This window comes from Pseudomonas sp. 6D_7.1_Bac1 (genome assembly GCF_025465945.1).
Lineage (GTDB): Bacteria > Pseudomonadota > Gammaproteobacteria > Pseudomonadales > Pseudomonadaceae > Aquipseudomonas.
Genome location: NZ_JANLNW010000030.1, coordinates 24,894 through 48,756 on the forward strand (window position 1 = coordinate 24,894; position 23,863 = coordinate 48,756).

Annotated in this window: 25 protein-coding genes and 1 pseudogene; 20 read left to right on the top strand and 6 right to left on the bottom strand. The window is 61.1% G+C overall.

Going from position 1 to position 23,863, the window contains the following annotated elements; translation table 11 throughout:
• The first annotated feature begins 3 nt into the window (after positions 1–3).
• From NTD87_RS08305 to NTD87_RS08320, 4 genes are read left to right on the top strand one after another with little or no spacing between them, the layout of a single operon-like run.
• On the top strand, positions 4–1,518 hold the full coding sequence (locus tag NTD87_RS08305; RefSeq protein WP_262113188.1) for a TolC family protein: 1,515 nt from the start codon (positions 4–6) through the stop codon (positions 1,516–1,518).
• Positions 1,502–2,107, top strand: a complete 606-nt coding sequence (cysC, locus tag NTD87_RS08310; RefSeq protein WP_262113190.1) for an adenylyl-sulfate kinase — start codon at positions 1,502–1,504, stop codon at positions 2,105–2,107. The genes NTD87_RS08305 and cysC overlap by 17 nt, the downstream gene beginning before the upstream one ends.
• Positions 2,104–2,895 carry an aspartyl/asparaginyl beta-hydroxylase domain-containing protein gene (locus tag NTD87_RS08315; RefSeq protein WP_262113192.1) on the top strand — a complete coding sequence of 264 codons (792 nt, stop codon included), beginning with the start codon at positions 2,104–2,106 and terminating at the stop codon, positions 2,893–2,895. The genes cysC and NTD87_RS08315 overlap by 4 nt, the downstream gene beginning before the upstream one ends.
• Positions 2,883–3,839, top strand: a complete 957-nt coding sequence (locus NTD87_RS08320; RefSeq protein ID WP_262113194.1) for a sulfotransferase family protein — start codon at positions 2,883–2,885, stop codon at positions 3,837–3,839. The genes NTD87_RS08315 and NTD87_RS08320 overlap by 13 nt, the downstream gene beginning before the upstream one ends.
• Positions 3,840–4,006: 167 nt before the next feature.
• Here NTD87_RS08320 and NTD87_RS08325 read toward each other — a convergent pair whose 3' ends face one another.
• Together NTD87_RS08325 and NTD87_RS08330 are read right to left on the bottom strand one after the other, a co-directional pair.
• The gene (locus NTD87_RS08325) at positions 4,007–4,765 is read right to left on the bottom strand and encodes a slipin family protein (RefSeq protein WP_019691145.1); all 759 of its coding nucleotides are present in this window, start codon (positions 4,763–4,765) and stop codon (positions 4,007–4,009) included.
• Positions 4,766–4,767: 2 nt separating this feature from the next.
• A complete protein-coding gene (locus NTD87_RS08330; RefSeq protein ID WP_262113196.1) occupies positions 4,768–5,304 on the bottom strand; it encodes an NfeD family protein in 537 nt (178 codons plus the stop codon).
• A gap of 214 nt (positions 5,305–5,518) precedes the next feature.
• Here NTD87_RS08330 and NTD87_RS08335 point away from each other — a divergent pair, with 214 nt between their 5' ends.
• From NTD87_RS08335 to NTD87_RS08350, 4 genes are all read left to right on the top strand, one after another.
• Entirely contained in the window at positions 5,519–5,980 is a 462-nt protein-coding gene (locus NTD87_RS08335; RefSeq protein WP_262113197.1) for an aminoacyl-tRNA deacylase, read from the top strand.
• Positions 5,981–6,112: 132 nt separating this feature from the next.
• A complete protein-coding gene (locus tag NTD87_RS08340) occupies positions 6,113–6,358 on the top strand; it encodes a DUF2789 domain-containing protein (protein ID WP_262113198.1) in 246 nt (81 codons plus the stop codon).
• Positions 6,359–6,502: 144 nt separating this feature from the next.
• The gene (locus NTD87_RS08345) at positions 6,503–6,748 is read left to right on the top strand and encodes a type II toxin-antitoxin system Phd/YefM family antitoxin (RefSeq protein WP_262113220.1); all 246 of its coding nucleotides are present in this window, start codon (positions 6,503–6,505) and stop codon (positions 6,746–6,748) included.
• Between the two features lie 375 nt (positions 6,749–7,123).
• Positions 7,124–7,402, top strand: a complete 279-nt coding sequence (locus NTD87_RS08350; RefSeq protein ID WP_262113199.1) for a hypothetical protein — start codon at positions 7,124–7,126, stop codon at positions 7,400–7,402.
• Positions 7,403–7,441: 39 nt separating this feature from the next.
• Here NTD87_RS08350 and NTD87_RS08355 read toward each other — a convergent pair whose 3' ends face one another.
• Both NTD87_RS08355 and NTD87_RS08360 read right to left on the bottom strand, forming a co-directional pair.
• Positions 7,442–7,723, bottom strand: a complete 282-nt coding sequence (locus NTD87_RS08355; protein WP_262113201.1) for a type II toxin-antitoxin system RelE/ParE family toxin — start codon at positions 7,721–7,723, stop codon at positions 7,442–7,444.
• Positions 7,720–7,998 (bottom strand): hypothetical protein, encoded by a 279-nt coding sequence (locus tag NTD87_RS08360; protein ID WP_019691151.1) that lies wholly within the window; start codon positions 7,996–7,998, stop codon positions 7,720–7,722. The genes NTD87_RS08355 and NTD87_RS08360 overlap by 4 nt, the downstream gene beginning before the upstream one ends.
• 199 nt (positions 7,999–8,197) lie before the next feature.
• Here NTD87_RS08360 and NTD87_RS08365 point away from each other — a divergent pair, with 199 nt between their 5' ends.
• The 12 genes from NTD87_RS08365 to NTD87_RS08420 all read left to right on the top strand — a co-directional run bounded on the left by NTD87_RS08365 (position 8,198) and on the right by NTD87_RS08420 (position 22,664).
• Positions 8,198–8,629 (top strand): MarR family winged helix-turn-helix transcriptional regulator, encoded by a 432-nt coding sequence (locus tag NTD87_RS08365; protein WP_262113202.1) that lies wholly within the window; start codon positions 8,198–8,200, stop codon positions 8,627–8,629.
• The gene (locus NTD87_RS08370; protein WP_262113204.1) at positions 8,626–10,707 is read left to right on the top strand and encodes an FUSC family protein; all 2,082 of its coding nucleotides are present in this window, start codon (positions 8,626–8,628) and stop codon (positions 10,705–10,707) included. Before NTD87_RS08365 ends, NTD87_RS08370 begins: the two co-directional genes overlap by 4 nt.
• Positions 10,704–10,913, top strand: coding sequence for a DUF1656 domain-containing protein (locus tag NTD87_RS08375; RefSeq protein ID WP_017478036.1), 210 nt, complete (start codon positions 10,704–10,706; stop codon positions 10,911–10,913). Before NTD87_RS08370 ends, NTD87_RS08375 begins: the two co-directional genes overlap by 4 nt.
• Entirely contained in the window at positions 10,910–11,800 is an 891-nt protein-coding gene (locus NTD87_RS08380; RefSeq protein ID WP_262113206.1) for an HlyD family secretion protein, read from the top strand. Before NTD87_RS08375 ends, NTD87_RS08380 begins: the two co-directional genes overlap by 4 nt.
• Positions 11,797–13,245 carry an efflux transporter outer membrane subunit gene (locus tag NTD87_RS08385; RefSeq protein ID WP_262113207.1) on the top strand — a complete coding sequence of 483 codons (1,449 nt, stop codon included), beginning with the start codon at positions 11,797–11,799 and terminating at the stop codon, positions 13,243–13,245. The genes NTD87_RS08380 and NTD87_RS08385 overlap by 4 nt, the downstream gene beginning before the upstream one ends.
• An 83-nt stretch (positions 13,246–13,328) precedes the next feature.
• The gene (locus NTD87_RS08390) at positions 13,329–13,964 is read left to right on the top strand and encodes an NADH:ubiquinone oxidoreductase subunit N (protein WP_262113208.1); all 636 of its coding nucleotides are present in this window, start codon (positions 13,329–13,331) and stop codon (positions 13,962–13,964) included.
• Between the two features lie 315 nt (positions 13,965–14,279).
• The gene (locus tag NTD87_RS08395) at positions 14,280–15,785 is read left to right on the top strand and encodes a YdgA family protein (protein WP_262113210.1); all 1,506 of its coding nucleotides are present in this window, start codon (positions 14,280–14,282) and stop codon (positions 15,783–15,785) included.
• A gap of 238 nt (positions 15,786–16,023) precedes the next feature.
• Positions 16,024–18,492 carry a poly-beta-1,6 N-acetyl-D-glucosamine export porin PgaA gene (gene pgaA / locus NTD87_RS08400; protein WP_262113211.1) on the top strand — a complete coding sequence of 823 codons (2,469 nt, stop codon included), beginning with the start codon at positions 16,024–16,026 and terminating at the stop codon, positions 18,490–18,492.
• 12 nt (positions 18,493–18,504) lie between these two features.
• Positions 18,505–20,505 carry a poly-beta-1,6-N-acetyl-D-glucosamine N-deacetylase PgaB gene (gene pgaB, locus NTD87_RS08405; RefSeq protein WP_262113212.1) on the top strand — a complete coding sequence of 667 codons (2,001 nt, stop codon included), beginning with the start codon at positions 18,505–18,507 and terminating at the stop codon, positions 20,503–20,505.
• A 1-nt stretch (position 20,506) separates the two neighbouring features.
• The gene (gene pgaC, locus NTD87_RS08410; RefSeq protein WP_262113214.1) at positions 20,507–21,865 is read left to right on the top strand and encodes a poly-beta-1,6-N-acetyl-D-glucosamine synthase; all 1,359 of its coding nucleotides are present in this window, start codon (positions 20,507–20,509) and stop codon (positions 21,863–21,865) included.
• On the top strand, positions 21,862–22,347 hold the full coding sequence (gene pgaD, locus NTD87_RS08415; protein ID WP_262113216.1) for a poly-beta-1,6-N-acetyl-D-glucosamine biosynthesis protein PgaD: 486 nt from the start codon (positions 21,862–21,864) through the stop codon (positions 22,345–22,347). Before pgaC ends, pgaD begins: the two co-directional genes overlap by 4 nt.
• A gap of 137 nt (positions 22,348–22,484) precedes the next feature.
• Positions 22,485–22,664, top strand: a complete 180-nt coding sequence (locus tag NTD87_RS08420; protein WP_262113217.1) for a hypothetical protein — start codon at positions 22,485–22,487, stop codon at positions 22,662–22,664.
• Between the two features lie 2 nt (positions 22,665–22,666).
• Here NTD87_RS08420 and NTD87_RS08425 read toward each other — a convergent pair whose 3' ends face one another.
• Together NTD87_RS08425 and NTD87_RS08430 are read right to left on the bottom strand one after the other, a co-directional pair.
• Positions 22,667–23,266 carry a hypothetical protein gene (locus NTD87_RS08425; protein ID WP_262113218.1) on the bottom strand — a complete coding sequence of 200 codons (600 nt, stop codon included), beginning with the start codon at positions 23,264–23,266 and terminating at the stop codon, positions 22,667–22,669.
• 225 nt (positions 23,267–23,491) lie between these two features.
• Positions 23,492–23,863: pseudogene (locus NTD87_RS08430) on the bottom strand (lipoyl synthase); the annotation flags it as partial.

Here is a 23,863-nt window from a genome sequence, read left to right on the forward strand (position 1 = left end):
AGGATGAGAGCGAGTCAGAAACTATTCGGTGCCAGCTTGCTGGCGCTGGCGGTCAGCGGATGTGCGGTGACCAGTGAACCGATTGAACGCAGCGTCAGCGAGCAGCGCGCCAGAAGCGATCTGGCGAGCATGTACAAGGATCAGGAGCCTCTCAACGGCCCATTGACCTTGCATCAGGCCATGGCCCGTGCAGTGAAGTACAACCTTGAAGGTCGCTTGAAAATCATGGAAGAGGCGTTGGCCAAGCGCCAACTCGACCTCGCCAGCTTTGATATGCTGCCGCGCATGGCCCTGGACGCCGGTTACGTGGGGCGCAACAACACCAGCGGCTCCAGCAGCCAGAGCGTGCGCACCGGCACCCAATCCCTGGAACCATCGACCTCGCAGGACCGCGACCGCAGAGTCGCCGACCTGACCATGGTCTGGAACGTCCTCGACTTCGGCGTCAGCTACATCAACGCCAAGCAGCAGGGCGATCAACGGCTGATCGTCCAGGAGCGTCGGCGCAAGGTCATCAACACCATCGTTCAGGACGTGCGCTCGGCCTATTGGCGGGCAGTGGCCGCTGAACGTCTGCTCAAGCAGATCGACAGCCTGATGGCGCGGGTCGATGCCGCGCGCAACAACAGCCAAAGCATGAGCGAGCAGCGCATCGGCGACCCGGTGCAGGCCCTGGGGTACCAGCGTTCGCTGATCGAAGCCACGCGCCAGCTCGAAGAACAGCGACGGGCACTGTCGTTGGCGAAAACCGAGCTGGCAACCCTGATCAACCTGCCGATGGGCACCGAGTTGACGTTGGCGACCCCCGAGGACTACCCGATTCCGGAACTCAAGGTCGGCATGGACAGCCTCGAGCAGGAAGCCCTGGCCAGCCGTCCGGAACTGCGCGAGCAGGATTATCAGACGCGCATCAGCACCGCCGAAACCCGCAAAGCCATGCTGCGGCTGCTGCCGGGGCTGGAGTTCTCTGCGGGCGGGCATTACGACAGCAACTCGTTTCTGGTCAACGACAAGTGGGCCGACTACGGGGTCAAGGTCACCTGGAACCTGTTCAACGTGATCTCCGCCCCGGCGGCTATCGACGTCGCCAAGGCCGGTGAAGAAGTGGCCAAGGCACGCCGTCAGGCGATGTCGATCGCGGTGCTGGCGCAACTTTACGTGGCCAACGCCAACTACCGCGAAGCGCTGCGCCAGTTCCAGACCAACCAGCAGCTGTCGGACATCGACGGGCAGATTCTTGGCCAGTTGCGCAACCGCCATCAGGCAGCAGGTATCGGCGAACTGGAACTGATCCAGGGTGAACTGAATACCCTGCAAGCTGACCTGCGCCGTGACCTGTCTTACGCCGACTTGCGCAACGCTTACGGGCAGATCTTCGCCAGCGCTGGGCTCGACCCGCTGCCTGATCAGGTGCAATCGACGCAGGTGCAATCGATCGCCACCGCCCTGGCCAGCCGCGAGGACGCATGGGCCGCCGGCAACATCACCGTACCGCCAGCGCATGTCCAGGCAAAATAATCTGCTGGCGCCCACGGCCAGCGTCAGCCGCGCACAGCGTGAAGACCGCCACGGCCATCGCGGGGCGGCGATCCTGCTGACCGGTTTACCGGCGGCAGGCAAGTCGACCCTGGCCCAGGCGCTGCACGTCGCATTATTCGAGCGCGGCGTGCAAAGTCTGGTGCTTGATGGTGATGCGCTACGGGTCGGGCTCAATCGCGACCTCGGGTTCGCCGACAAGGACCGTCAGGAAAACATCCGCCGCGCCAGCGAACTGGCCGCGTTGCTGGTGGAGAACGGGCAGATTGTGATCCTGGCGATGATTGCGCCATTGCTGGAGCTGCGCGACATATTCGCTCGGCGATTGGGTGAGGATTACCGCGAAATCTGGTGCAGTGCGTCGCTCGACATCTGCGAGCAGCGTGACCCGAAAGGTCATTACGCCCGCGCGCGCAGCGGTGAACTGCCGAGCTTCACCGGCGTTTCGGCACCTTACGAGCCACCTGCTTCGGCGGCGTTGGTGCTCGACACGGGTGCGTTGTCAGTGGAGGCCTGCCTCGATCGTTTACTGAGCTGGCTCGGCGAGTGCGCGGTGCTGACAGACCGATGACTCGACCGGCGTTTTCCCGATTGCCGGTGACGGTGCATCTGCCGTTGCTGTTGCAAGCCTTGGCGCAGATCAACGACAGCGATTGGCACTGCCATTTCAACCGTGACTATTACAGCGGCGACTGGAGCGGGGTGGCACTGGTCAGCGCGCTCGACGCGTTGACGGAGCTGTCTCCTGGCCGTGGCGAACCGGTATTGCGCGCGCCGTGGCTGCTCGATGGTCGGTGGCAACACGCGTTGCACGATTTACCGTTGGAGATTGTCTCGGCAAGGCTGCTGAGGCTGGGCCCCGACAGTCGCATTCACGAGCACCGCGACTACGACCTTGAAGGACCAGAGGCCGACATGCGGCTGCACATTCCGCTGCTCAGCCCGCCCAACGTCGACTTTCTGCTCGACGGTTTGCGCATCCCGATGAACGCCGGCGAATGCTGGTTCCTCGACTTGTCACGGCCCCACAGCGTTGACAATCGCGACAGCCGTGAGCGGGTGCATCTGGTGATCGACTGCAAGCCCAGTGCCTGGCTGGAACAGGCCATTGCCGAGGGCGCGTCAACCACCCCACCGCCAGGTGTTGGTCACGCGGCCCATGCGCTGGCAGCGTTTCGACAGCTGCTAGAGCACGATCCGCAACTCTGTCAGACCTTGCAGGGTGTGACCGGCACCGAAGCCTTTATCGCCACGACCCTGAAGCTGGCTACCGAGCGTGGCCTGGTGTTTTCCCGTGAGGAGTTGCGTGCGGCGATGCGCAATGGCCGTCGTCAGTGGAATGAACAATGGAGCGCCTGAACCTCGGCGGTTGGTTGCCGATTCGTGTCTGGGCGCAGAACGGGGAGTGGCAGGTCGATTGGTGCTGGTTTGGCGACACGCCGTTGCATCAGCCATTTTTCCGCGACGCGGTGGAGGACGCGCTGCGGCTGCCATTCAACCAGGCTTTCCGGCGTCAAACGCCGCTGCAAGCGCTGAGTGACTGGCAAGCGATAAGCCCAGGGCTGGCGCCGAGTGCCTTCATTTTTCACGCCTCGCGCTGCGGCTCGACGTTGATCAGCCAGATGCTTGCGCAACTGGACAATCACATCGTCATTTCCGAACCGCCACCACTGGATGCCTTGCTGCGCAGCACTCTGCCGCCGACAGTACGCAATGCGGCCATTCGCGGTTTGCTCTCGGCCTACGGCCAGCCGCGTCGAGGTGTGGAGCAACATCTGGTGATCAAACTCGATGCCTGGAACATCGGTGAGCTGAAGCGGTTACGCGAGTGTTTTCCTGAAACGCCTTGGTTGTTTGTCTACCGCGACCCACTGGAAATCGCCGTCTCCCACCTGCGCCGTCCGGGTATGCACATGGTGCCGGGTCTGATTGGCGCCAGCGCGCTGGACGATGGGGCGGCGTTCGAGGGACAAGAAGACTTCATCGCCCGGCGCCTGGGCCGGTTGCTGCACTTGGGCGCTGAACATTGCCGCGAGTTTGCCGGGCTGGCGGTCAATTACCGAGAGTTGCCGGGAGCGATGGAAGGGCGTTTGGCCGCGTTTTTTACGCTGAATGTCGAGCAACGGACGCAGGTGTTCAGCGCCGTGAGTCAGCACGCCAAGCAGCCGAGCGAAACGTTCGTGGCCGACGGCGAAGGTAAGCAACGAGAAGCCTCGCCTTTGCTCAGAGAGCGCGCGGAGTTTTGGGCGCGAGAGCCTTACGAGGCGCTGGAGAAACGCAGGCTCGCCGTATATCCCCTGTAGCAGCTGCCGAGCTTGCGAGGCGGCGTTCGGCCGCGAAGCGGTCGTAAAATCAGGCAGCGCGATCGTTCAGATTAATCGTGCAAGCAGGGTTTACGAGTGCTACGCACTCGAACGCAGCCTTCGGCAGCTGCTACAGGGGATCGTGATTTGCCTTTAGCGCCATCCACTCAGCTTTTCGACGACAAATCCGCCATGCCCTTGAGCAACTCGATCGGCAGCGGGAAGACAATGGTCGAGCTCTTGTCGCCGGCAATCAAACTCAGGGTCTGCATGTAACGCAACTGCATGGCGCCGGGCTGGCGGCCGAGCATTTCGGCGGCTTGCATGAGTTTTTCCGAGGCCTGCAATTCACCTTCGGCGTGGATCACTTTCGCCCGCCGTTCCCGTTCGGCTTCGGCTTGTTTGGCAATGGCGCGGATCATCGATTCGTTGAGGTCGACGTGTTTGATCTCGACGTTGGCGACCTTGATCCCCCAGGCATCCGTCTGGGCGTCCAGCACCTGCTGGATGTCGAAGTTCAAGCGTTCGCGTTCGGCCAGCAGTTCGTCCAGTTCATGTTTACCGAGCACTGCCCGCAAGGTGGTTTGTGCCAGTTGGCTGGTGGCCATAAGGAAGTCTTCGACCTGGATGATCGCCTTTTGCGAGTCGAGCACACGGAAGTACAACACCGCGTTGACCTTCACCGAGACGTTGTCGCGGGTGATCACGTCTTGCGGCGGTACGTCGAGCACCACCGTACGCAGATCGACCCGAACCATTTGCTGGACCACCGGAATCAGCAGGATCAGCCCCGGGCCCTTGACCTGCCAAAAGCGTCCGAGCTGGAACACCACGCCGCGCTCGTATTCGCGCAGGATGCGGAAGGTCGACCCTGCCAGTGCAATCAGCAGCACCAGCAGCGCGGCAAAACCCAGTTGCAGACCCATGATCATTCTCCCTGCGACGCCGCGTCAGCCGCGACCACTTCCAGCAACGTTCCCTTGCGCCCCACCACCCGTACCTGCTGCCCCGGTTGCAGCGGTGTGGCACTCAGTACCCGCCAACGTTCGCCCTGCAAATGCACCCAGCCTTTATTGGCACTGCCGGCCTGCAACGCCGTCACCGACGTTACGCTGCCGACTAACCCGGAATCGCCACTGACGGTGTCCCGTGGTCGGGTTTTCAGGGCATGGATCAGCAACGCGATCAACAACAGGGCGCTGATCAGCGCAAGGCCGATAATGAGCGGCGTGGGAACATCGGTATTGCTCAGAATCACGGCACCGATCACAAACATCATGATGCCGCCCAGCCCGACTACGCCGTAGTTGGGCAGCACCGCCTCGGCCACGATGAACGCAATACCAAACATCATCAGCCAGACGCCGAGCGGGTTGGGGACGATCAGCACGAGCGTGTCTGCCGCGAAAACCGATCCGCTCAAACCCAACAACAGCGCAACCCACCAACACCAGCGAGTGTTCACTTGACCCTCCAGGAGAGTCATCCGTCTGCCAGCCACACGGTGGCCCTGCTTATAGTCTAGTTGAGCCTTGAGCTGGATGAGTTTTGAACGGTTTTTGCGAATTTCCAGTGGGCAGATTTATCACCGGGTTCTGGCAGCAGGCCTAGACTTTAGAGGAGACGCCAACCCTTTAATCATCGTCCGCCCGCCGTTCTTGCGGACACCGAGGTGCATCATGCGTATGGCAAGAACCGTGCAGCGCAGCCTGGAAGAGGCGCGCTGCGAATTTGACGTAGTCACTCACCCGCATTCGGCCAGCAGCCTGGAAACCGCCCGGGTGGCGGGTATTCCTGCTGAGCGCGTGGCGAAATCGGTGATCCTCGACGACCACCACGGCCACTACCTGATGGCCGTGTTACCGGCCAGCCGGCATCTGGACCTGACCAAAGTGCGCGGCAGCAGCGAATGGCAAGTCACCCGCGAAAGCACCCTGGCCCACCTGTTCAACGACTGCGAACGCGGCGCCGTACCGGCCCTGGGCGAATCCTATGGCCTGGACATGGTCATCGACCCGCTACTGACCCGCCAGAAAGAGATCTACGTCGAAGCCGGCAACCACAACAACCTCGTGCACTTGAGCATGGACCAGTACCTGAAAATGGTGCCGCATGCCGAGGTGTGCGAGCTGAGTCAGTAGTCATTATTGGCGGTAAATGCACCGCCGCCATCGCGGGCAAGCCGAGCTCCCACAGAAACCGCCGTGTGTGGGAGCGCGGCTCGCCTGCGATGGACTGTGCGGCAGTCCCCGACCGTCCCAAGGAGTTAACCCATGGAATCACCTACCCACAGCCTCCCCAACCTGTTCAAACAACTCGGCCTGCCCGACGATGCCGAAAGCATCGACAAATTCATCGCCACCCACTCACCCCTCAAACCCGAACTGCACCTGGCCGACGCGTTCTTCTGGACCCAATGCCAGGCGGATTTCCTGCGCGAGGACATCCTCGACGATTCCGATTGGGCGGAGGTGGTGGATCAACTGGATGTGCTGCTGAGGAAGGGGCGGGGGGTGTAAAAATCTGAGGAAAAACGGCAAATCGTGCAAAAAACTGATGAGCGATGAAAAAATCTGGGGGAAATTGGTATTTGTGAATTTTTTCTGGGGTTGTTTAACGAGGAGCGATAGACCAGATTAACGGCCTGAATTGAGGTCTTGATGATGCAACGTGTTCTGGCCGACAAGGCTGTCAGCGTTTCCGAATTGAAGAAGAATCCGTCTGCCGTACTCAACGGTACATACGATGGACCGGTGGCAGTGCTCTGTCGCAACCGGGTGATGGGCTACATGGTGCCCGCCGAAGTTTTCGAGTCCATGGTTGAACGTTTGGACGACTTTGAGCTTGCCGAGCTGGTTCGGGCCCGAAGCCATGAAACCCCGGTCCCGGTAACGCTGGATGACCTATAAGCTCGTTTCGGTGGTGGTTGTCGGCAAGCGTGAACTCAACGCCCGTGTACGAACGGGCTAAAAAACGCTAGGAAAAGTCCGTAACGGTTTTGCTCGGTTGCGCCCCCCGAAACGCCCCCCTATAGTTCGCCACGTCGCCGCACATCGGCGACAGGATTTGGCGATCCTATTTATCTATGAAGCGTTAATAGCGCCCAGACTTCGTGCTTTCACCTTTTGGTGACGGCATGCTGTTCTATGGCGGCTGTACGCGGGAGACCTTCGGGTCTGCCGGGTTCGTAGATAACCGGTTCGCCAACCTGCGTGCAGCTGCCACCCTTATTCGTTTGGCGACGGATGGAGGTGGCCTCAAAATTTATCTACGAGGTATTCCCAATGCACCCATATAAACCACTGAGCACCAACCCAACCCCCGTCTGCGTTCTGGCCTACAACATCCTCGCACCAACCCATTTTCTCCACGAAACCGCCTGTAGCCGTGTCCGTATCGGCACCGATCTGCTGGAAACCCTCACCTCGATCACACTGCGTGATCTCAACGACAAAGACTTCTACCGCCTGATCAACGCCGCGTACGTGTCATTGCGCGATGGGCTGGATTTGATGGAAGAGCTGCAACACCGCTTGGCTGCACAGGCGGCGCAAGCGAGCTAAGGTTGCTGCAATGCGTTCCCGCGCAAGGCGCGGGAATGCTCATTTCTCAAGCGGCCATGGGCGCGAGGTATGCACCAAGGCGAGTATCCATGCTGTTCCCTGATCCAGTTGATAGACCAGTCGATAACTTTGATGAGGTATCAATTCGCGAGTACCGGATATTGTCCCGGTAGGACCGCATTCAGGGTGGAGTGAGAGGCGAGAAACCGATTCGCTGAATCGGTTGTCCATCTCGATGGCTGCTCGTGGGTTTACGGCGTGGAGATAGTCCCAAATGTCTGCACGATCCTGTGCCGCTGCTGGCGTCCAGATTATCCTCATCCTTGTCTGGCTGCTTGAGTACGCCTGGCAGCAAATTCGGCCTCTACTTCATCGTTTGTCAGGCCCTCGCCTGCCCGCATGGAGACTCGTGCGATATCGACTTTACGCTGCAGAAATGCCTCGTACTCACGCGACTCTCGTTGTGTTTGAACAAACTGACGCATCATTTCCCGGACAATTTGCGACGCTGGCCGATGAGACGCTTCTGCTTCAGCCATGAACTGTTCACGTAGTTCGGGTTCAAGTTTCATCGTGAAAACGGCTTGTTTGGACATGGTCTGGTTTCCAGGGGGGAGTGCTGAAAAAGTATATACGTCTTCAGTACCTATTCATCACTGTCTAGATGTTGCCGCGACGAGCGGGCGAAGAGTTGTTTCAAAACTTGACTGAATTTCCCCTCCAGTGCGATATTGATAGTTAGCAAACTAACAGTGTGCGAATTTCCCTGTGTCCCAGACCCTCGACGCCCTTCAGATGAATATCAGCAGTGCCATGGTGGTGGCCGCGCGGCATTGGCGGAAGATCTGCCAGACCACGTTGGTCAACTACGGCATTTCCGAAGCCTGCGCCGTCCCGTTGTTGATGATCGGGCGTCTGGGCGAGGGTGTGCGGCAGGTGACGGTGGCGCAGGCGGCGGGGATGGAGAGCCCGTCGCTGGTGCGTTTGCTCGATCAGTTGTGTCAGGCCGGGTATGTCTGCCGCACCGAAGATCCCCTTGATCGTCGCGCCAAGTGCCTGAGCCTGACCGATACCGGCCGTGAATTGGTACAGGCGGTGGAAGTCGAGTTGGTGCGCTTGCGCCGTGTGGTGCTCGAAGGCATCGATCCGGCGGATCTGGAGGCGGCGCTGCGGGTGATTCGCGCGTTCGAGGCGGCGGAGCAGCAGTTACCGGTGACCCCCTCTTGAACGGATTTTTTAGCGGCATACCGCCGGCCCGTGACTGGTTTTACGGTGTGCGCACCTTCGCTGCGTCGATGATCGCGCTGTACATCGCCATGCTCATGCAAATGCCGCGTCCGTATTGGGCGATGGCCACGGTGTACATCGTTTCCAGCCCGTTCGTCGGGCCGACCAGTTCCAAGGCCTTGTACCGCGCCATCGGCACCTTTACCGGCGCTGCGGCGGCCTTGCTGTTTGTGCCGATGTTCGTCCAGAGCCCCTATGTGCTGGTGCTGGTGATCGCGTTGTGGACCGGCATCCTGCTGTTTCTGTCCATGCATTTGCGCACTGCCAATAACTACGCGCTGATGCTCGCCGGCTACACCTTGCCGCTGATCGCCCTGCCGGTGGTGGATAACCCGTTGGCGGTGTGGGACGTGGCGGAAGCGCGGACCGAAGAGATCTTCCTCGGCATCGTCTGCGCGGCCGTGGTCGGCAGCATGTTCTGGCCTCGGCGGCTGGCGCCGGTGTTCGATGACGCGGTGAGTAAGTGGTTCAGCGACGCGGTGACCTATAGCCAGCGCTTCCTGACCCGCAACGTGCAGCCCGACGAAGTCAGCACCCTGCGCGCCTCGATGGTCGCCACGTTCAACTCCCTCGAATTGATGATCGGCCAGCTACCCCACGAAGGCGCACGGCCGCAGACCGTGCGCAATACCAAAGAGCTGCGCGGGCGGATGATTCACCTGCTGCCGGTGGTGGATGCCCTGGACGATGCGTTGTATGCCTTGCAGCGCCGCACACCCGAGCTTGTGGATAAGTTCGCGCCCGTGTTGGGCGCGACGCTGGAATGGCTCGACAGCAGCGACGCCTCGGTCGAACGCTGGCAAACGCTGCGTCATCAACTCGAAGCCCTGCAACCGAGTGCCGAGGCGCTGGACGATCGTAAGCAACTGCTGTTTTCCAACGCGTTGTATCGCCTCGGTGAGTGGATCGATTTGTGGCAAGACTTGCGCAGCCTGCAAGAGGCGATTCGCTGCGAAAGCCAGGACAACTGGCGTGCGGTCTACCGCCATTGGCGGCTGGGCCGGCTGACGCCTTTTCTCGACCGTGGGCTGATGCTCTATTCGGCAGCCTCGACGGTGCTGGCAATCATCGTGGCCTCGGTGCTGTGGATTCTGCTCGGCTGGACCGACGGCGGCAGCGCGGTGATCCTGGCGGCGGTGGCGTGCAGCTTTTTCGCGGCGATGGACGACCCGGCGCCGCAGATTTACCGGTTCTTTTTTTGGACCGCGATGTCGGTGCTGTTCGCCAGCCTTTACCTGTTTTTGATCCTGCCAAACCTGCATGACTTCCCGATGCTGGTGCTGGCATTCGCCGTGCCGTTCATCTGCGTCGGCACCCTGACCGTAAACCCGCGTTTTTACCTCGGTATGTTGCTGACCATCGTCAACACCTCGTCCTTTATCAGCATCCAGGGCGCCTACGACGCGGACTTTTTGAGCTTCGCCAACTCCAACCTCGCCGGTCCCATCGGCTTGTTGTTTGCCTTCGTCTGGACCCTGGTGGCACGCCCCTTCGGTTCGGAGCTGGCGGCCAAGCGCCTGACCCGTTTCAGCTGGCGCGACATCGTCGGCATGACCGAGCCTGCGAACCTTGCCGAACACCGGCGCCTGGGCGTGCAGATGCTTGATCGGCTGATGCAGCACTTGCCGCGTCTGGCGATGACCGGTCAGGACACCGGCATCGCGCTGCGTGAAGTACGGGTTGCGCTGAACTTGCTTGACTTGTTGGCGTACGCGCCACGGGTGTTGGGTGTGCCGAACGTCTTGCTGCGTCAAGTGGTGGCCGAGGTCGGCGAGTACTTCAAGGCGTGTCTCAAGGCCGGCGAACGCTTGCCGGCCCCGGCGCCGTTGCTGATGACCCTCGACCGCACCCGTCGCGCACTCAATGGCCAGGGCCTGCAAGGTGACGACGAAACCCGTCTGCACCTGCTGCACGCCCTCGCCGGTCTGCGCCTGGCGCTGTTGCCGGGCGTGGAATTCATTGGCAGCGGCGAGGCCGAAGAACCCTTTCCCCATGGCATCGATGGAGCGCCTTTATGATCGGTGATCTGGACATCAGCGGGGTGTTCCTGCCCACCTTGCTGGTGCTGATGGGCATTACGTACGTGCTGTACCTGGTGGTGCACGGGTTACTGACGCGCCTGCACTTTTATCGTCTGGTCTGGCACCGGGCGTTGTTCAACGTTGGTCTTTACGCCTTGCTGCTCGGCGCCGTGGACTCACTCAGTCGATACCTGATGACATGAAAAAACCTATTTTGACCCTTGGCCGTGTGGTGTTGACCCTGTTGGTGGTGACCTTCGCGGTCGTCGTGGTCTGGCGCATGGTGATGTATTACATGTTCGCTCCGTGGACTCGCGACGGGCACATTCGTGCGGATATCGTGCAGATCGCCCCGGATGTTTCCGGGCTGATCCAGCAAGTGGAAGTGCGCGACAACCAGTTGGTGACGCGCGGTCAGGTGCTGTTCAGCATCGACCAGGACCGCTTCAAACTGGCGTTGCGCCAAGCCAAGGCGGCAGTCGCCGACCGTCAGGAAACCCTGGCGCAGGCGCAACGAGAAGCCAAACGAAACCGTGGCCTGGGCAATCTGGTGCCGGGCGAGCAACTGGAAGAGAGCCAGTCCCGCGTGGCCCGCGCCGAGGTGGCGTTGTCTGAGGCTCAGGTGTCGGTGGACAGTGCCCAACTCAACCTCGATCGCTCGGTGATTCGCAGCCCGGTGGACGGTTACGTCAACGACCGCGCACCGCGTGCCCAGGAGTTCGTCACGGCGGGCCGGCCAGTGTTGTCGGTGGTGGACAGCAATTCCTTCCACATCGACGGCTATTTCGAAGAGACCAAACTGGACGGCATTCATGTCGGCCAAGGTGTCGATATCCGCGTGGTCGGTGACCGTGCACGGTTGCGTGGACATGTCGAAAGCATCGTCGCCGGCATTGAAGACCGCGACCGCAGCAGCGGTTCGAACCTGCTGCCCAACGTTAACCCGGCGTTCAGTTGGGTGCGTCTGGCGCAGCGGATTCCGGTGCGCATTGCCTTTGATGACGTGCCGGCAGATTTCCGCATGATCGCCGGGCGTACCGCGACCGTGTCGATCATCGGCGACAAACCCGAGCAGGAGCCGGTGCAATGAAAGCGGCGGCCTGTTTAGCGACGGTCGGGCTCGGCGTGTTGCTGTCGGCCTGTCAGGTGGTCGGCCCGGATTACCAGTTGCCCAAAGAAGCAGCGCTGCACCGCGACGACTTTCAGGGTGACCTGAGCGCCCGCAGCCAGAATGTGGTGTCCGCGCCAGTGCCGGGCGACTGGTGGCGGTTGTACCAGGACCCGCGTCTGGATGAGCTGGTGCGTCAGGCCATGGCCAAGAACACCGATTTGCGGGTGGCGGCGGCCAACCTGTCCCGTGCTCGCTCGCAAGTCGAAGAAGCCGAGTCGGCAGGTGGCTGGAGCGGTGGCGTGAAGGTCGGTGCCCAGCGCTTACAGGAGTCCGGTGAGGCGTTTCTGATACCGGAAAAAGTCCCGGTGGCCAATGTCGGCGACATCGCCTTCACCACCTCCTATCAGTTCGACCTGTTTGGCACCTTGCAGCGTGGGATTGAAGCGGCCAAGGCCAACGCCGACGCGACTCAAGCCGCAGCGGACACTGCGCGCATCACCGTGGTCGCCGACGTGGTGCGGGCGTACACCCAAGTGTGCGCGGCCAACGAAGAGCGCGAGATCGCCGAGCATTCGCTCAACCTGCAAGGCCAGAGCACTGCGTTGATCCAGCGGCTGCGTGATGCCGGACGCGGCGACGAAACCCAGGTCACGCGCTCGCAAACCCAGTTCAAATCCTTGCGCGCCGATATGCCGCGCTATGAAGCCGCGCGTCAGGCCGGGTTGTTCCGTTTGTCGATGCTGCTGGCCAAACCGGTGGACCAATTACCCGCCGGCACCGGCAGTTGCAATGAACTGCCAAAGATTGCGCAATTGTTGCCGGTAGGTGACGGCGCCACGCTGCTCAAGCGTCGGCCGGACGTGCGTCAGGCCGAGCGTCGACTGGCGGCTGCGACGGCGGACATCGGGGTTGCCACCGGTCAGTTGTACCCGGACATCAGCATCGGGGCGACCGTCGGCACCGTCGGTATTCTCGATCACCTCGGTCAACCGCAGACCAATCGCTGGGGCTTCGGCCCGCTGCTGACCTGGACGGTGCCGTCCAACGGCTCCCGGGCGCGGGTGCGTGAGGCCGAAGCCGCGACCCAGGGCGCGCTGGCGCACTTTGACGGCGTGGTATTGAACGCCATTCGCGAAACCCAGACCGGTCTGGCGCAGTATTCCGCGTTGTTGCAGCGCCGCGACGCCTTGGTCGACGCCGAACAGTCGGCGCAACAGGCGGCGGACCAAACGCACCGCTTCTTCCAGGCCGGCCGGGCGTCGTTCCTCGCCGATTTGCAGGCGACCCGCACCTACACCGACGTGCGTGCGCAGGTGGCAAGCGCCAATACTCAAGTTGCCATGAGCCAGATTGATTTGTTCCTGGCCCTCGGTGGCGGCTGGGAAAGCGGACGAACGCAAGGTTTGAAACCGACGAAACCCTGAGGCCGTTGCTATGCTTTTACATGTCGGGTCCGCGCGGGTGGATCCGGCCGTCAAGGCTCGCGTTGGTCATGGGGATTCCAATAATGAAAAACCCTTATGCTCCCGGCTTCTGGTGCGCTATTGCCGCGCTGGTGCTGCTCTCGGCAACGTATTTTTATGGCGTGATGCTGGCGCACCAGCTCGATAAGGCGTTGGTCTTTCTCGACAGTGCCAGCGCGCTGATCGGTGTGCTGTCGATCGCGGTCGTCGCCTGGGCTTCGCTGCAAACCCAGCGGATCAAGAAAAAACAACTCGAACAAGGCAAGACCCTGGTGATGATCTGGGACACCAAGGTGGCGTTGCGTCGGGTTGAAACGGTGTTTGACCGGTATTTCTGGGGCAGTTACTGGCAACCGGGGCGCACCTTTCAGGAAGTCATGGGCGAACTCACCGGTACCCCGCTGGAAAAAAGCCTCGAAGCCCTGAAAACCCAATGCCTGGCCCTCGATAAACAGGTCACCGACGAAGGCTGGCACTGGCTGAACAACGCCCGCGAACTGTCTGACGTGGCCAACGCCATGGCCCGTGAGCGTTATCAACTGGATTTCTGCGACCCGCGCTCGGAATCACCCAATGGCGCGGTGATCAATCGGGACTTTGAAGTGCTGGTCTACACGTGGACCGCACGGCTGAAAAGCTTTGATCATCAGCTGGATGAGATCGAAGTGCAGTATTCCTGAATCGATGTCGGCAGGACTGCCGCCATCGCGAGCAGGCTCGCTCCCACAGTTGACCGCGTTCTTATCCACCGACTCGGTCCAATGTGGGAGCGAGCCTGCTCGCGATGGCGATCGAATAATCGACGAAACACTCACCCCTGCAAGTGGCCCACAGGCACCATCGCTCCATAGACACTCTTTCACCTTTAATCATTGGGCCGCTCCACGGCACAAATGCTAATCTCCATCCCACTTTTAGCGGAGTCGAGCCGCAACCCGTCACGGGTTCAGGGAAGACGACCACCTTTTCAACAACGGACATTGATCGGGTCATTCATGAATAAATCAGCAGGCGTGCTTCTGGGAATCGTCGTGGCCATCGGTGCAATCAGTGCCGGCGGTGCCTGGTACACCGGTACAAAACTGGAAGGGGTGCTGCAAACCTCGATCGCCGACGCCAACAAAGAACTGCAAACGGCGATGGTCGGTTCCAAGGGCACCGCGACCCTGGAACTGGTGTCGCTGGATCGCCAGTTGTTCAGCAGCACTGCGCATTACCGCGTCAAAGCCCAGGGCGAAATGTTCGGCGGTGAGCCCGTCGAGCTACTGTTTGTTGATCATATCGAACACGGCCCGCTGCCATTCTCGCGTCTGGTGTCGTTCAAATGGCTGCCGGTCATGGCCACCAGTCACTATTCGCTGGAAAAGACCCCGACGACCGAAAAGTGGTTCGCTGCCACCAAGGATGTGTCCCCGCTCAAGGGTGTGGTCAACATCGGTTATGACCGCGCCACCAGCGGCAACCTTGAACTGCTGCCCGTCGAAACGGCACTGGACGACAAGTCCACGCTGAAGTTTTCCGGCCTGAGCCTCGACGTGTCGGCCAGCGCCGAGGCACAGAAGGTCAAAGCCGACGGTTACATGGACAGCCTTACGCTGACCGGTGTTGCCCAGGACCAGTCCCCGGTGAAAATCGAATTGAACGGCCTGACCCTGGCCAGCAACCTCAACAAAAGCAGCTATGGCTATTACCTGGGGGAAAACGTCGTCGAGCTGACCAGCACCAAAACCACCTTTGGCGACAAGCAGTCGGTGATGGCCTTCAAGAATGCTGAAATGAAGAGCTCCACCACCGAGTCCGGGACCAACGCGGCGGGGCGTGCCGATTACAAGATTGGCGAAATCACCCTCAACGACAAGGCACTTGGCTCCGCGCAAATGGCCTGGAGCATGAAAAACCTCGATATTCCATCGACGCTGTCGCTGGTGCAGATTTACCAGACCAAACTGCAGCCGTACGAAGCGGCGGCCGCCGCTGCTGCCGCTGCGGGTGAGCCGGCGCCAGAGCTGAACCTGACCGATGCCGAGCACGCGCAGGTCAAGGCGAGTCTGGAGACGCTGCTGGCCGCCCAGCCACAGGTAGCGCTGGAGAATTTCTCCTTCACCACCCCCAATGGCGTAAGCCGCACCAGTCTGGTGATTGACCTGACCAAGCCACAATCGCTGGACCTGCCACCCGACCAGTTGGGCAAGCAAATGATTGCGCTGCTGGACTTCAATCTGCAGCTCTCCAAGCCGATGATTGGTGACCTGGTGAGTGTGCAGGCACAGATGGAAGGCCAGACCGATGCCAAAGCGGTTGCCGAACAAGCCACCGCCACCAGCGATATGGTCAGCAGCATGGCTGTTGGTACGCAACTGGCGACGCTGGATGGCAACAACATTGTCTCCAGGCTGCACTACACCAACAATCAAGTGGACTTCAACGGCCAGAAAATGACCGTCGAACAGTTTGTCGGTTTCGTGATGAGCAAGCTCAACAAAGCGGGCGCGATGCAGTAAACACCCCGTAACCGCTACCGCTTCAGGTAAACGCCCAGCTCTCGCTTTAGCGCAGAGACTGGGCGTTTTGCTGTGTGGGACGAATCTGAAGAAATATGCGGATTTGTCTTTTACCGATCGTCGACATGGAAGACTCCACCGCAGGATAGCTTGGCTGGGTCATAAGGCACCGGCCGCCTGAGGTGTAGTGCTCAGGGGAACCCATCGCTCCAGCTCTCCTCGCACAGGAAGCTGACGAATGTTGCGTACCCTCCATCCCCACCTGCGCCCGATGATTCGCGTGGCGCTGTGCAGCCAATTGCTCTGGCCGATGCTGGCCTTTGCCGATACGGCCTACGACGGCCTGATCCGCCAGGCGCGGGCCGGCAATTACAGCCCGGTACTGAGCGTGCTGCGCCAGGTTCCCGACAGCCAATTGACCACAGGCCAGGTCAGCGATCATTTGCAGATCGCCAGTTGGGCGGGTCTCGATAGCGAAGTCGTCGAGGTCTATGAAACTCAAGGCCGCAACCGGGTGCTGTCGGTCCAGGCACTGACCGCCACGGCCCGTGCCTATCGCAATCTCAAACGCTGGGACTCGGCCTCTGCGTTATACCGCAAGGCGTTGACGCTTGAACCCAACAATGCGGATTTGCAACTGGGCCTGGCGCTGACCCAGGCCGACGCCGGAAAACCTGAAGAGGCCGTCAGCCGCGCCAAAGCCCTGGTCGCGGCCAAACCCGAGGATCCGGCCCGCCGGCTGGCGCTGGCGTACGCCTTGACCCGCGCCGGGGCAACCTATGACGCGCTGTTCGAATACGACCAGGCGTTCGTTCGGGCGGGCAACAACCCGGATATCGCCCGCGAATACGTCCTCGCTCTGCAACGCGCACGCTTGCCGGAGCCGGCCTTGCGCCTGGCCCGTCAGCGCCCGGGGCTGATCGATCCGAGCGTGTTGCTGCGCATCGAGGGCGATGTCGCGGCCGAGCGGGTGCGTCTGGCGGAACTGGCCACACGCAGTGAAAAAGAACGTTTCATCATCGCCGACCGTGCGTTGGCGGATTACGACCAGTTGCTCAAGACCTGGACCCCGGACGCTCAGGCCCACGACGACGTAGTGCGCTGGCGCATTGACCGCATGGGCGCGCTCAAGGCCCGCACGCGCACCGCCGAGGTCATCCGTGACTACCAACAGCTGATCAGCGAAGGCGCGAAGATTCCGACTTATGCACTGCGCTGGGTGGCCGCCGCCTATCTGGATCAGCGCCAGCCCGAGGTCGCTGTCGATCTGTATCGCCAGGTGCTGGCGGCGCCAGACGCCGATGTCGGCGACCGCCTCGTTGACAGCACTGCGCTGTATTACGCCTTGCTCGAAAGCGATCAGCCGGAGGAGGCGCGCAAGCTCGCCGAGACCCTGGCGCAGAGCCAAAAACCACGGGTCGAGCTCAAGGGCCTACCGGTGGGCAACCCCAACGATGAATGGATGGACGCGCAACAACTGGCCGCCCAGGCCGGCACCCAGGGTGCCGATTTGCCATCGGCCGAGCAACGGCTGGCGGCATTGGTCGATCAGGCGCCCGGCAATATCGGTTTGCGCCTGGCTCAGGCGGATCTGTACCGCGCTCGCGAATGGCCACGGCGCGCGGAAACCCAGCTCAAGGAAACCGAAAGCATGGCGCCGCGTGATGTCGGCCTGGAAGTCAGCCAGGCCTACACCGCGCTGGATTTACAGGAGTGGCGCCAGCTCGATGCGCTGGCCGATGACGTCGGTGCGCGCGTCCCGGACAACCGTCAGGTGCAGCGTTTGGAGCGTGTGCGCGATGTGCATGACATGGCCGAACTGCGGGTTTCAACCTATGGCGGCAAGAGCTACGGCGGCGGCAGCAACGGTGCTGGCGCCGTGACCGGCAGCCGCGATTTTGGCATCGAAAGCGTGCTCTACAGTCCGCCGATCGATGAGGACTGGCGGCTGTTCGGCGGTGCCGGATACGCCACGGGCGACTTCCAGGAAGGCACCGGTAATCACCGCTGGCAACGCTTGGGCGTCGAGCGCCGGACCCGTGACATGACCCTTGAAGCGGAAGTCTCCAACCACTCGTTTGGCTACGGCGACAAAACCGGTGCACGCCTGGCACTGGCTCGCGACATCAATGATGCCTGGCAGTACGGCGGCAGCCTTGAATATCTGTCTGCCAATACGCCGCTGCGGGCCTTGAACAGCGATGTCACGTCCAACGGCGGCAGCGGTTTTATCCGCTGGCGCGCCAATGAAAGTCGCGAGTGGAAACTGGCCGTCAGCCCGTCGCACTTCAGCGATGGCAACAACCGCCTCGAAGCGTTGCTGACCGGTCGTGAGGGCGTGTACCGCGCGCCGGGCGTGCACGTCGACCTTGGCCTGGAAGTCGGCAGCAGCCACAACTCCAAGAATGAAGACGTGCCGTATTTCAACCCGAAATCCGACTTCAGCGTGCTGCCGACGGTGAGCGTCAACCACGTGCTGTATCACCGATACGAAACCTCCTGGAGCCAGCAATTCCAGGCCGGGGCCGGGACCTACAGCCAACGCGACTACGGCACGGGCGCCGTCGGTTTGCTCAGTTACGGCCAGCGCGTCAGCTGGAACGACGTGTTCGAGGCGGGTGCCGCGTTGAGCTGGCTCAACCGGCCCTATGACGGCGCTCGCGAAAGCGATCTGCGCCTGGTCATCGACCTCACTTACCGCTTCTAGAAGAGTTTGATCATGCCTGGAATCACACGCTGCATCCTGCTGCTGGGCGTCTTGCTGCTCACCGCTTGCGCCCAGCAAGCCCCGGCCTTCACGCCGCCGTCACAGCGACCGCTACCGGCCAATGAAAAGCCTTGGCCGAAGAATCATGTGCTGGGCATTGCCTACCACGATGTCGAAGATCGCGACCCCGATCAGGCCGTCGTTGCCGTGCGCACCGAGCGGCTGATCGAGCAACTCGCCTGGCTGCGCGAGAACGGCTACAAACCCGTCACCGTCGACCAGATCATGGCTGCGCGTAACGGCGGCCCGGAGCTACCGCCCAAGGCCATTCTGCTGAGCTTCGACGACGGCTATTCGAGCTTCTACACCCGCGTTATGCCGGTGCTGCGTGCCTATAACTGGCACGCCTTGCTCGCGCCGGTCGGTGTCTGGATCGATACGCCACTGGACACACCCGTGGACTTCGCCGGCACCCCGCGCCAGCGTTCGGACTTCCTGACCTGGGCGCAGATCACTGAAGTGTCCAAATCCGGGCTGGTGGAAATCGCCGCCCACACCGACGCCAGCCACCAGGGCATCCTGGCCAACCCACAAGGCAACCTGCAACCGGCGGCGGCGACCCGTCGTTATGACGCGGCGACCGGGAGCTACGAGTCGGAAGCCGATTTCCAGGCGCGTCTACACAAGGACGTGGTCACCATCACTGAAAAAATCCGCAAGGCCACCGGTTATAACCCGCGTGTGTGGGTCTGGCCTTACGGCACGGCGGATGGCACCGCGTTGCAGGTGATCGGTTCCGAGGGCTACCAGATGGCCCTGACCCTCGACGACGGCCTCGACAGTCTCGACAACTTGATGAGCAGTCCGCGCTTTCTGGTGGCCTCCGATCCGGATGGCGAACATTTCGCCAACAGCATCGTTGCTGTGCAATCCGACGCGCCGATGCGCGTGGTGCACGTTGACCTGGATAACGTCTACGACCCGGACCCGGTTCAGCAGGACGCCAACCTCGGCAAGCTGATCCAGCGCATGGCCGACATGGGCGCCAACACGGTGTTCCTGCAAGCCTTCGCCGACCCCAAGGGCGACGGGCTGGTGCACTCTCTGTACTTCCCCAACCGCCACTTACCGGTGCGCGCCGACATCTTCGACCGCGTCGCCTGGCAGCTACGCACTCGCGCCCACGTCAAAGTCTTTGCCTGGATGCCGGTGCTCAGTTTCGCGCTTGATCCGGCCTTGCCACGCGTGACCCGTTGGGACCCGGCCACCGGTCAGACCTCGGTTGACCCCGGCCAGTACCGGCGCCTGTCGCCGTTCGACCCGAATGTGCGGCGGATCATCGGTGAGATCTATGAAGACGTGGCGCGCCTGACCTCGGTCGACGGCATCCTCTATCACGACGACGCAGTGCTGTCGGACTTCGAAGACGCCAGCCCGCAGGCGCTGAAGGTCTACGCCGCGAACGGCCTGCCTGACTCGATGGCCGCCTTGCGCGGCGATCCGGCGACGTTGCAACGCTGGAGCCGTTTCAAGAGCCGTTACCTGATCGACTTCACCCACGAGCTGACCGCCAAAGTCCGCGCCATTCGCGGGCCGCAGGTGCAGACCGCCCGCAACCTGTTCGCCGAGCCGATGCTCAATCCGTCCAGCGAAGCCTGGTTCGCACAGAACCTCGATGACTTCCTTGGCGCCTACGACTGGACCGCGCCGATGGCCATGCCGCTGATGGAAGGCAAAAGCCGCGAGCAATCGGGTGCCTGGCTGGAAGCGTTGGTGGCGACGGTCAGATCCCGTCCCGGTGCACTGGACCGCACGGTGTTCGAACTGCAGGCCCGCGACTGGACCCGCAAGGACGCCGCCGCAGTGCTGAACGGCGAGCAACTGGCGGACTGGATGGGTCGCCTCAAACGTCAGGGCGCCAGCAGTTTTGGCTACTACCCGGACAACTTCCTCGAGAACCAGCCGGACGTGAAAACCGTGCGTCCCGCGCTCTCCAACAAGTGGAATCCCTAACATGCTGGATAGACTTCTGGCCCTGCTGGTTCTGGCGATCGTGCTGGGGATTCCCCTGGGCGTGATCTTCCTGGTCACCGGGCAATTCTTGATGGACTTCGTGTTTTTCTATCCGCTGTTCATGTCCGGATTGTGGATCGCCGGCGGCCTGTATTTCTGGCTGCACTGGGAGCGTCACTGGCCCTGGAAGGACGACACGCTGCCACCACCGCTGGCCGGCGAGCCGCTGATTTCGATCCTGATCCCTTGCTACAACGAGGGCGATAACGCGGCCGATACCATTCATGCCGCGTTGGCCCAGCATTACCCGAACATTGAAGTGATCGCCATCAACGACGGCTCCAAGGACAACACCGCCGCCGTCCTTGATGCCCTCGCTGCCGAGGATCCGCGCCTGCGGGTGCTGCACCTGGCACAAAACCAGGGCAAAGCGGTGGCCTTGCGCATGGGCGCCATTGCCGCACGCAGCGAATATTTGGTGTGTATTGATGGTGATGCGTTGCTCGCGCCGAACACGGCGGCCTATCTGGTGGCGCCGATGCTGGACAACGCCCGGCTCGGCGCGGTGACGGGCAACCCACGGATTCGAACCCGTTCGACGCTGGTGGGGCGTGTTCAGGTGGGCGAGTTCTCTTCGATCATTGGTTTGATCAAACGCACTCAGCGGGTCTTCGGGCGGATCTTTACCGTGTCCGGGGTGATCGTCGCGTTTCGTCGTTCGGCGCTGAATCGGGTCGGCTATTGGAGCCCGGACATGATCACCGAAGACATCGACATCAGTTGGAAGCTGCAACTGGATCACTGGAGCATCTTCTACGAGCCGCGCGCGCTGTGCTGGATCCTCATGCCGGAAACCCTTTCCGGGTTGTGGAAGCAGCGTTTGCGCTGGGCTCAGGGCGGCGCCGAAGTACTGTTCAAAAATATCCGCGGCATCTGGCAGTACCGCCATCGCTACCTCTGGCCCTTGCTGTTCGAGTACTGCCTGTCCACCGGTTGGGCCTTCACCTTTTTGCTGTCGGTGATTTTCTGGGGCGTGGGCAAGTTCGTCGACATGCCGGCCGCCATTGCCGTGCACCATCTGCTGCCGCCGGCCTTCACCGGATTGTTGCTGGCGATGGTCTGCCTGCTGCAGTTCGCGGTCAGCATCCTGATCGACCGCCGTTACGAGCGCGGGCTGTGGAAAACCATGTTCTGGGTGGTCTGGTATCCGCTGGTGTTCTGGTTCATCAGCCTGCTCACCACGTTGGTCAGCTTTCCCAAAGTGCTGTTTGGCCAACACCAGAAACGTGCGCGCTGGGTCAGCCCGGACCGTGGCATCAAACCACTGAACGACGACGATGAAGAGGCGCTCGGTCAATGAACATCATCAGAACCCGTCAACGCCCATTCCTGGTGGTCATCGACGCCTTTTTCACCGTGTTGGCCTGGATCGGTCTGTTGTATCTGCTGGTGCGCGGCCTCTGGCCGTTGCTCGATCCCAACGAAGGGCAGCTTGTCGAGTCGTCGATGCTCGACGCCCTCGGCACGCTGCAAATCTACCTGTGGGTGGCGCTGCTCAACGCGGTGATCCTGATCGGCTGGGCGCGTTACCAACAGCGCAAAAGCAAAGGCTTCGCCAGGCGGCGCTTGCCGGCGCCGGTGGTCGATGACAACGGCTTGAAACAGAGCTTCAAGCTGACCGGCGAACGGCTGGTACAGCTGCGTCATCCGGGGATTCTGATCATTCACAATGACGAGGCTGGCGACGTCAGTGACGTGGTCACACACGTGCAGCGCATCGAGCCGCAGACACAAAAGCAGCTACCTGCGCCAGCGTCGCTGGTGGAACAGCAGGGCGGATAATGTCCATTGGACGTCACCGATGTGAGCGGTTTCATGAGGTTTTGCAGGGCGATTGCGGTCTGAGTGTTCAGGGCATTGGCTTCGCTCGTTGAAAGCGAGCACTATCAAGCCAATTACTGGTGCGTTGGAGGCCAGCTGTGACACAACGAATCGACCGCATTGCCCAATTGCTCAACTGCCCGATCAAGGGCGAAGAAATGCGCCGGGCGATCACTGAAGCGCGCAAGGATTTTCTTCTCGATGACGATGAAGAGGATGACGACGAGGAGGAGCCTGCCGAGGTGGACGTCGCGGATGAGAAGTCATCCAAGGCATGACCCTACCACCAACTGCGGTTGCTCTCTAATTCGCTCCTGCACTGCCTGAGTTGCCAGCCATAATCTTTCGCCTGTTGCTCGACCTTGCGCGCCACTTGCATCAACCAGGGTTTCTGTAGGTAGCTCTGGCGACTGAACCCGCCACGCCCTTCATGGTAGGCAAGGTACTGGCTGTAGGCATCCCACTTGGAAACCCCCAACTGACGCTGAGTGCCGGCGACGTACCAGCCGACGAACATGATCGCGTCGTCAAAGTTGTCACGCGAGCCGCCGTTGCCGGTTGCACTTTTGTACTCGCCCCACACCGGGTCCTGCGCCTGGGCGTAGCCATACGCCGAGCTGACCCGTCCCCAGGGAATAACCCACAGGAAGTAGTAGCGAGGAGGCAGGGCATCGTGCACAAAGCTGCTTTCCTGCTTGATGATCGCCATCGCCACGTGTGGCGGCAGGCCCCAGGTTTTCTCCATTTTCAGCGAGTCTTCGTACCAGGCCGGGTATTGGCGGTAGATGCTGCAAAGGTTGCTTTGCTCTCTTGGCGGTGTGGTTGAACAACCTCCCAACAGGCCCAAGGCGATGAGTAAGAATAAAAAACGTCCGTGCAAAAATCACTCAATTGGCTGTTAGCCAATCCCTGTTGGTTAGAAGGGGCCAACTCATGCGCGCCATCAACTATTCGGCTGCGGATTTGCCCCGGGCGATGAATTTTCATGGGTTTTGGCGCTGTACAAAAAAATGCCTCCGCACTGGGAGGCATTTATGTGTTCAACGATAACCAAAGGTCCGCGCTCTGTCAGCAGAACCGTGCCTGCAATGCACACAGTCGACTGCTAGCTCAAGTTGTTCTTCGCCCCCTTAACCTGTTGATCAGCGTGGTACGAAGAGCGTACCAGCGGGCCGGAGGCGACGTTCTTGAAGCCCATCTTGTAGCCTTCTTCGGCGAACCAGGCGAAGGTGTCCGGGTGTACGAAACGCTGCACCGGCAAGTGGCTGCGCGACGGTTGCAGGTATTGGCCCAGGGTCAGCATGTCGATGTCGATGTCGTGTTCGCGCATGCGCCTCATGACTTCGATGACTTCTTCGTCGGTTTCGCCCAGACCCAGCATCAAACCGGACTTGGTCGGAATGTGCGGCATCATCTGCTTGAATTTTTGCAGCAGGGTCAGCGACCACTGATAGTCCGAACCCGGACGCGCCGCCTT

Excerpts from the sequence above, each read along its gene's own strand:
- NTD87_RS08385 (WP_262113207.1), top strand. The coding sequence starts at position 11,797 with ATGAAAGCGGCGGCCTGTTTAGCGACGGTCGGGCTCGGCGTGTTGCTG.
- pgaA (WP_262113211.1), top strand. The coding sequence starts at position 16,024 with ATGTTGCGTACCCTCCATCCCCACCTGCGCCCGATGATTCGCGTGGCG.
- NTD87_RS08340 (WP_262113198.1), top strand. The coding sequence starts at position 6,113 with ATGGAATCACCTACCCACAGCCTCCCCAACCTGTTCAAACAACTCGGC.
- NTD87_RS08350 (WP_262113199.1), top strand. The coding sequence starts at position 7,124 with ATGCACCCATATAAACCACTGAGCACCAACCCAACCCCCGTCTGCGTT.
- NTD87_RS08390 (WP_262113208.1), top strand. The coding sequence starts at position 13,329 with ATGAAAAACCCTTATGCTCCCGGCTTCTGGTGCGCTATTGCCGCGCTG.
- NTD87_RS08315 (WP_262113192.1), top strand. The coding sequence starts at position 2,104 with ATGACTCGACCGGCGTTTTCCCGATTGCCGGTGACGGTGCATCTGCCG.
- NTD87_RS08360 (WP_019691151.1), bottom strand. The coding sequence starts at position 7,998 with ATGTCCAAACAAGCCGTTTTCACGATGAAACTTGAACCCGAACTACGT.
- NTD87_RS08305 (WP_262113188.1), top strand. The coding sequence starts at position 4 with ATGAGAGCGAGTCAGAAACTATTCGGTGCCAGCTTGCTGGCGCTGGCG.
- NTD87_RS08380 (WP_262113206.1), top strand. The coding sequence starts at position 10,910 with ATGAAAAAACCTATTTTGACCCTTGGCCGTGTGGTGTTGACCCTGTTG.
- NTD87_RS08325 (WP_019691145.1), bottom strand. The coding sequence starts at position 4,765 with ATGGGTCTGCAACTGGGTTTTGCCGCGCTGCTGGTGCTGCTGATTGCA.
- cysC (WP_262113190.1), top strand. The coding sequence starts at position 1,502 with ATGTCCAGGCAAAATAATCTGCTGGCGCCCACGGCCAGCGTCAGCCGC.
- NTD87_RS08395 (WP_262113210.1), top strand. The coding sequence starts at position 14,280 with ATGAATAAATCAGCAGGCGTGCTTCTGGGAATCGTCGTGGCCATCGGT.
- pgaB (WP_262113212.1), top strand. The coding sequence starts at position 18,505 with ATGCCTGGAATCACACGCTGCATCCTGCTGCTGGGCGTCTTGCTGCTC.
- pgaC (WP_262113214.1), top strand. The coding sequence starts at position 20,507 with ATGCTGGATAGACTTCTGGCCCTGCTGGTTCTGGCGATCGTGCTGGGG.
- pgaD (WP_262113216.1), top strand. The coding sequence starts at position 21,862 with ATGAACATCATCAGAACCCGTCAACGCCCATTCCTGGTGGTCATCGAC.
- NTD87_RS08320 (WP_262113194.1), top strand. The coding sequence starts at position 2,883 with ATGGAGCGCCTGAACCTCGGCGGTTGGTTGCCGATTCGTGTCTGGGCG.
- NTD87_RS08365 (WP_262113202.1), top strand. The coding sequence starts at position 8,198 with ATGAATATCAGCAGTGCCATGGTGGTGGCCGCGCGGCATTGGCGGAAG.
- NTD87_RS08355 (WP_262113201.1), bottom strand. The coding sequence starts at position 7,723 with ATGAGGATAATCTGGACGCCAGCAGCGGCACAGGATCGTGCAGACATT.
- NTD87_RS08335 (WP_262113197.1), top strand. The coding sequence starts at position 5,519 with ATGCGTATGGCAAGAACCGTGCAGCGCAGCCTGGAAGAGGCGCGCTGC.
- NTD87_RS08375 (WP_017478036.1), top strand. The coding sequence starts at position 10,704 with ATGATCGGTGATCTGGACATCAGCGGGGTGTTCCTGCCCACCTTGCTG.
- NTD87_RS08345 (WP_262113220.1), top strand. The coding sequence starts at position 6,503 with ATGCAACGTGTTCTGGCCGACAAGGCTGTCAGCGTTTCCGAATTGAAG.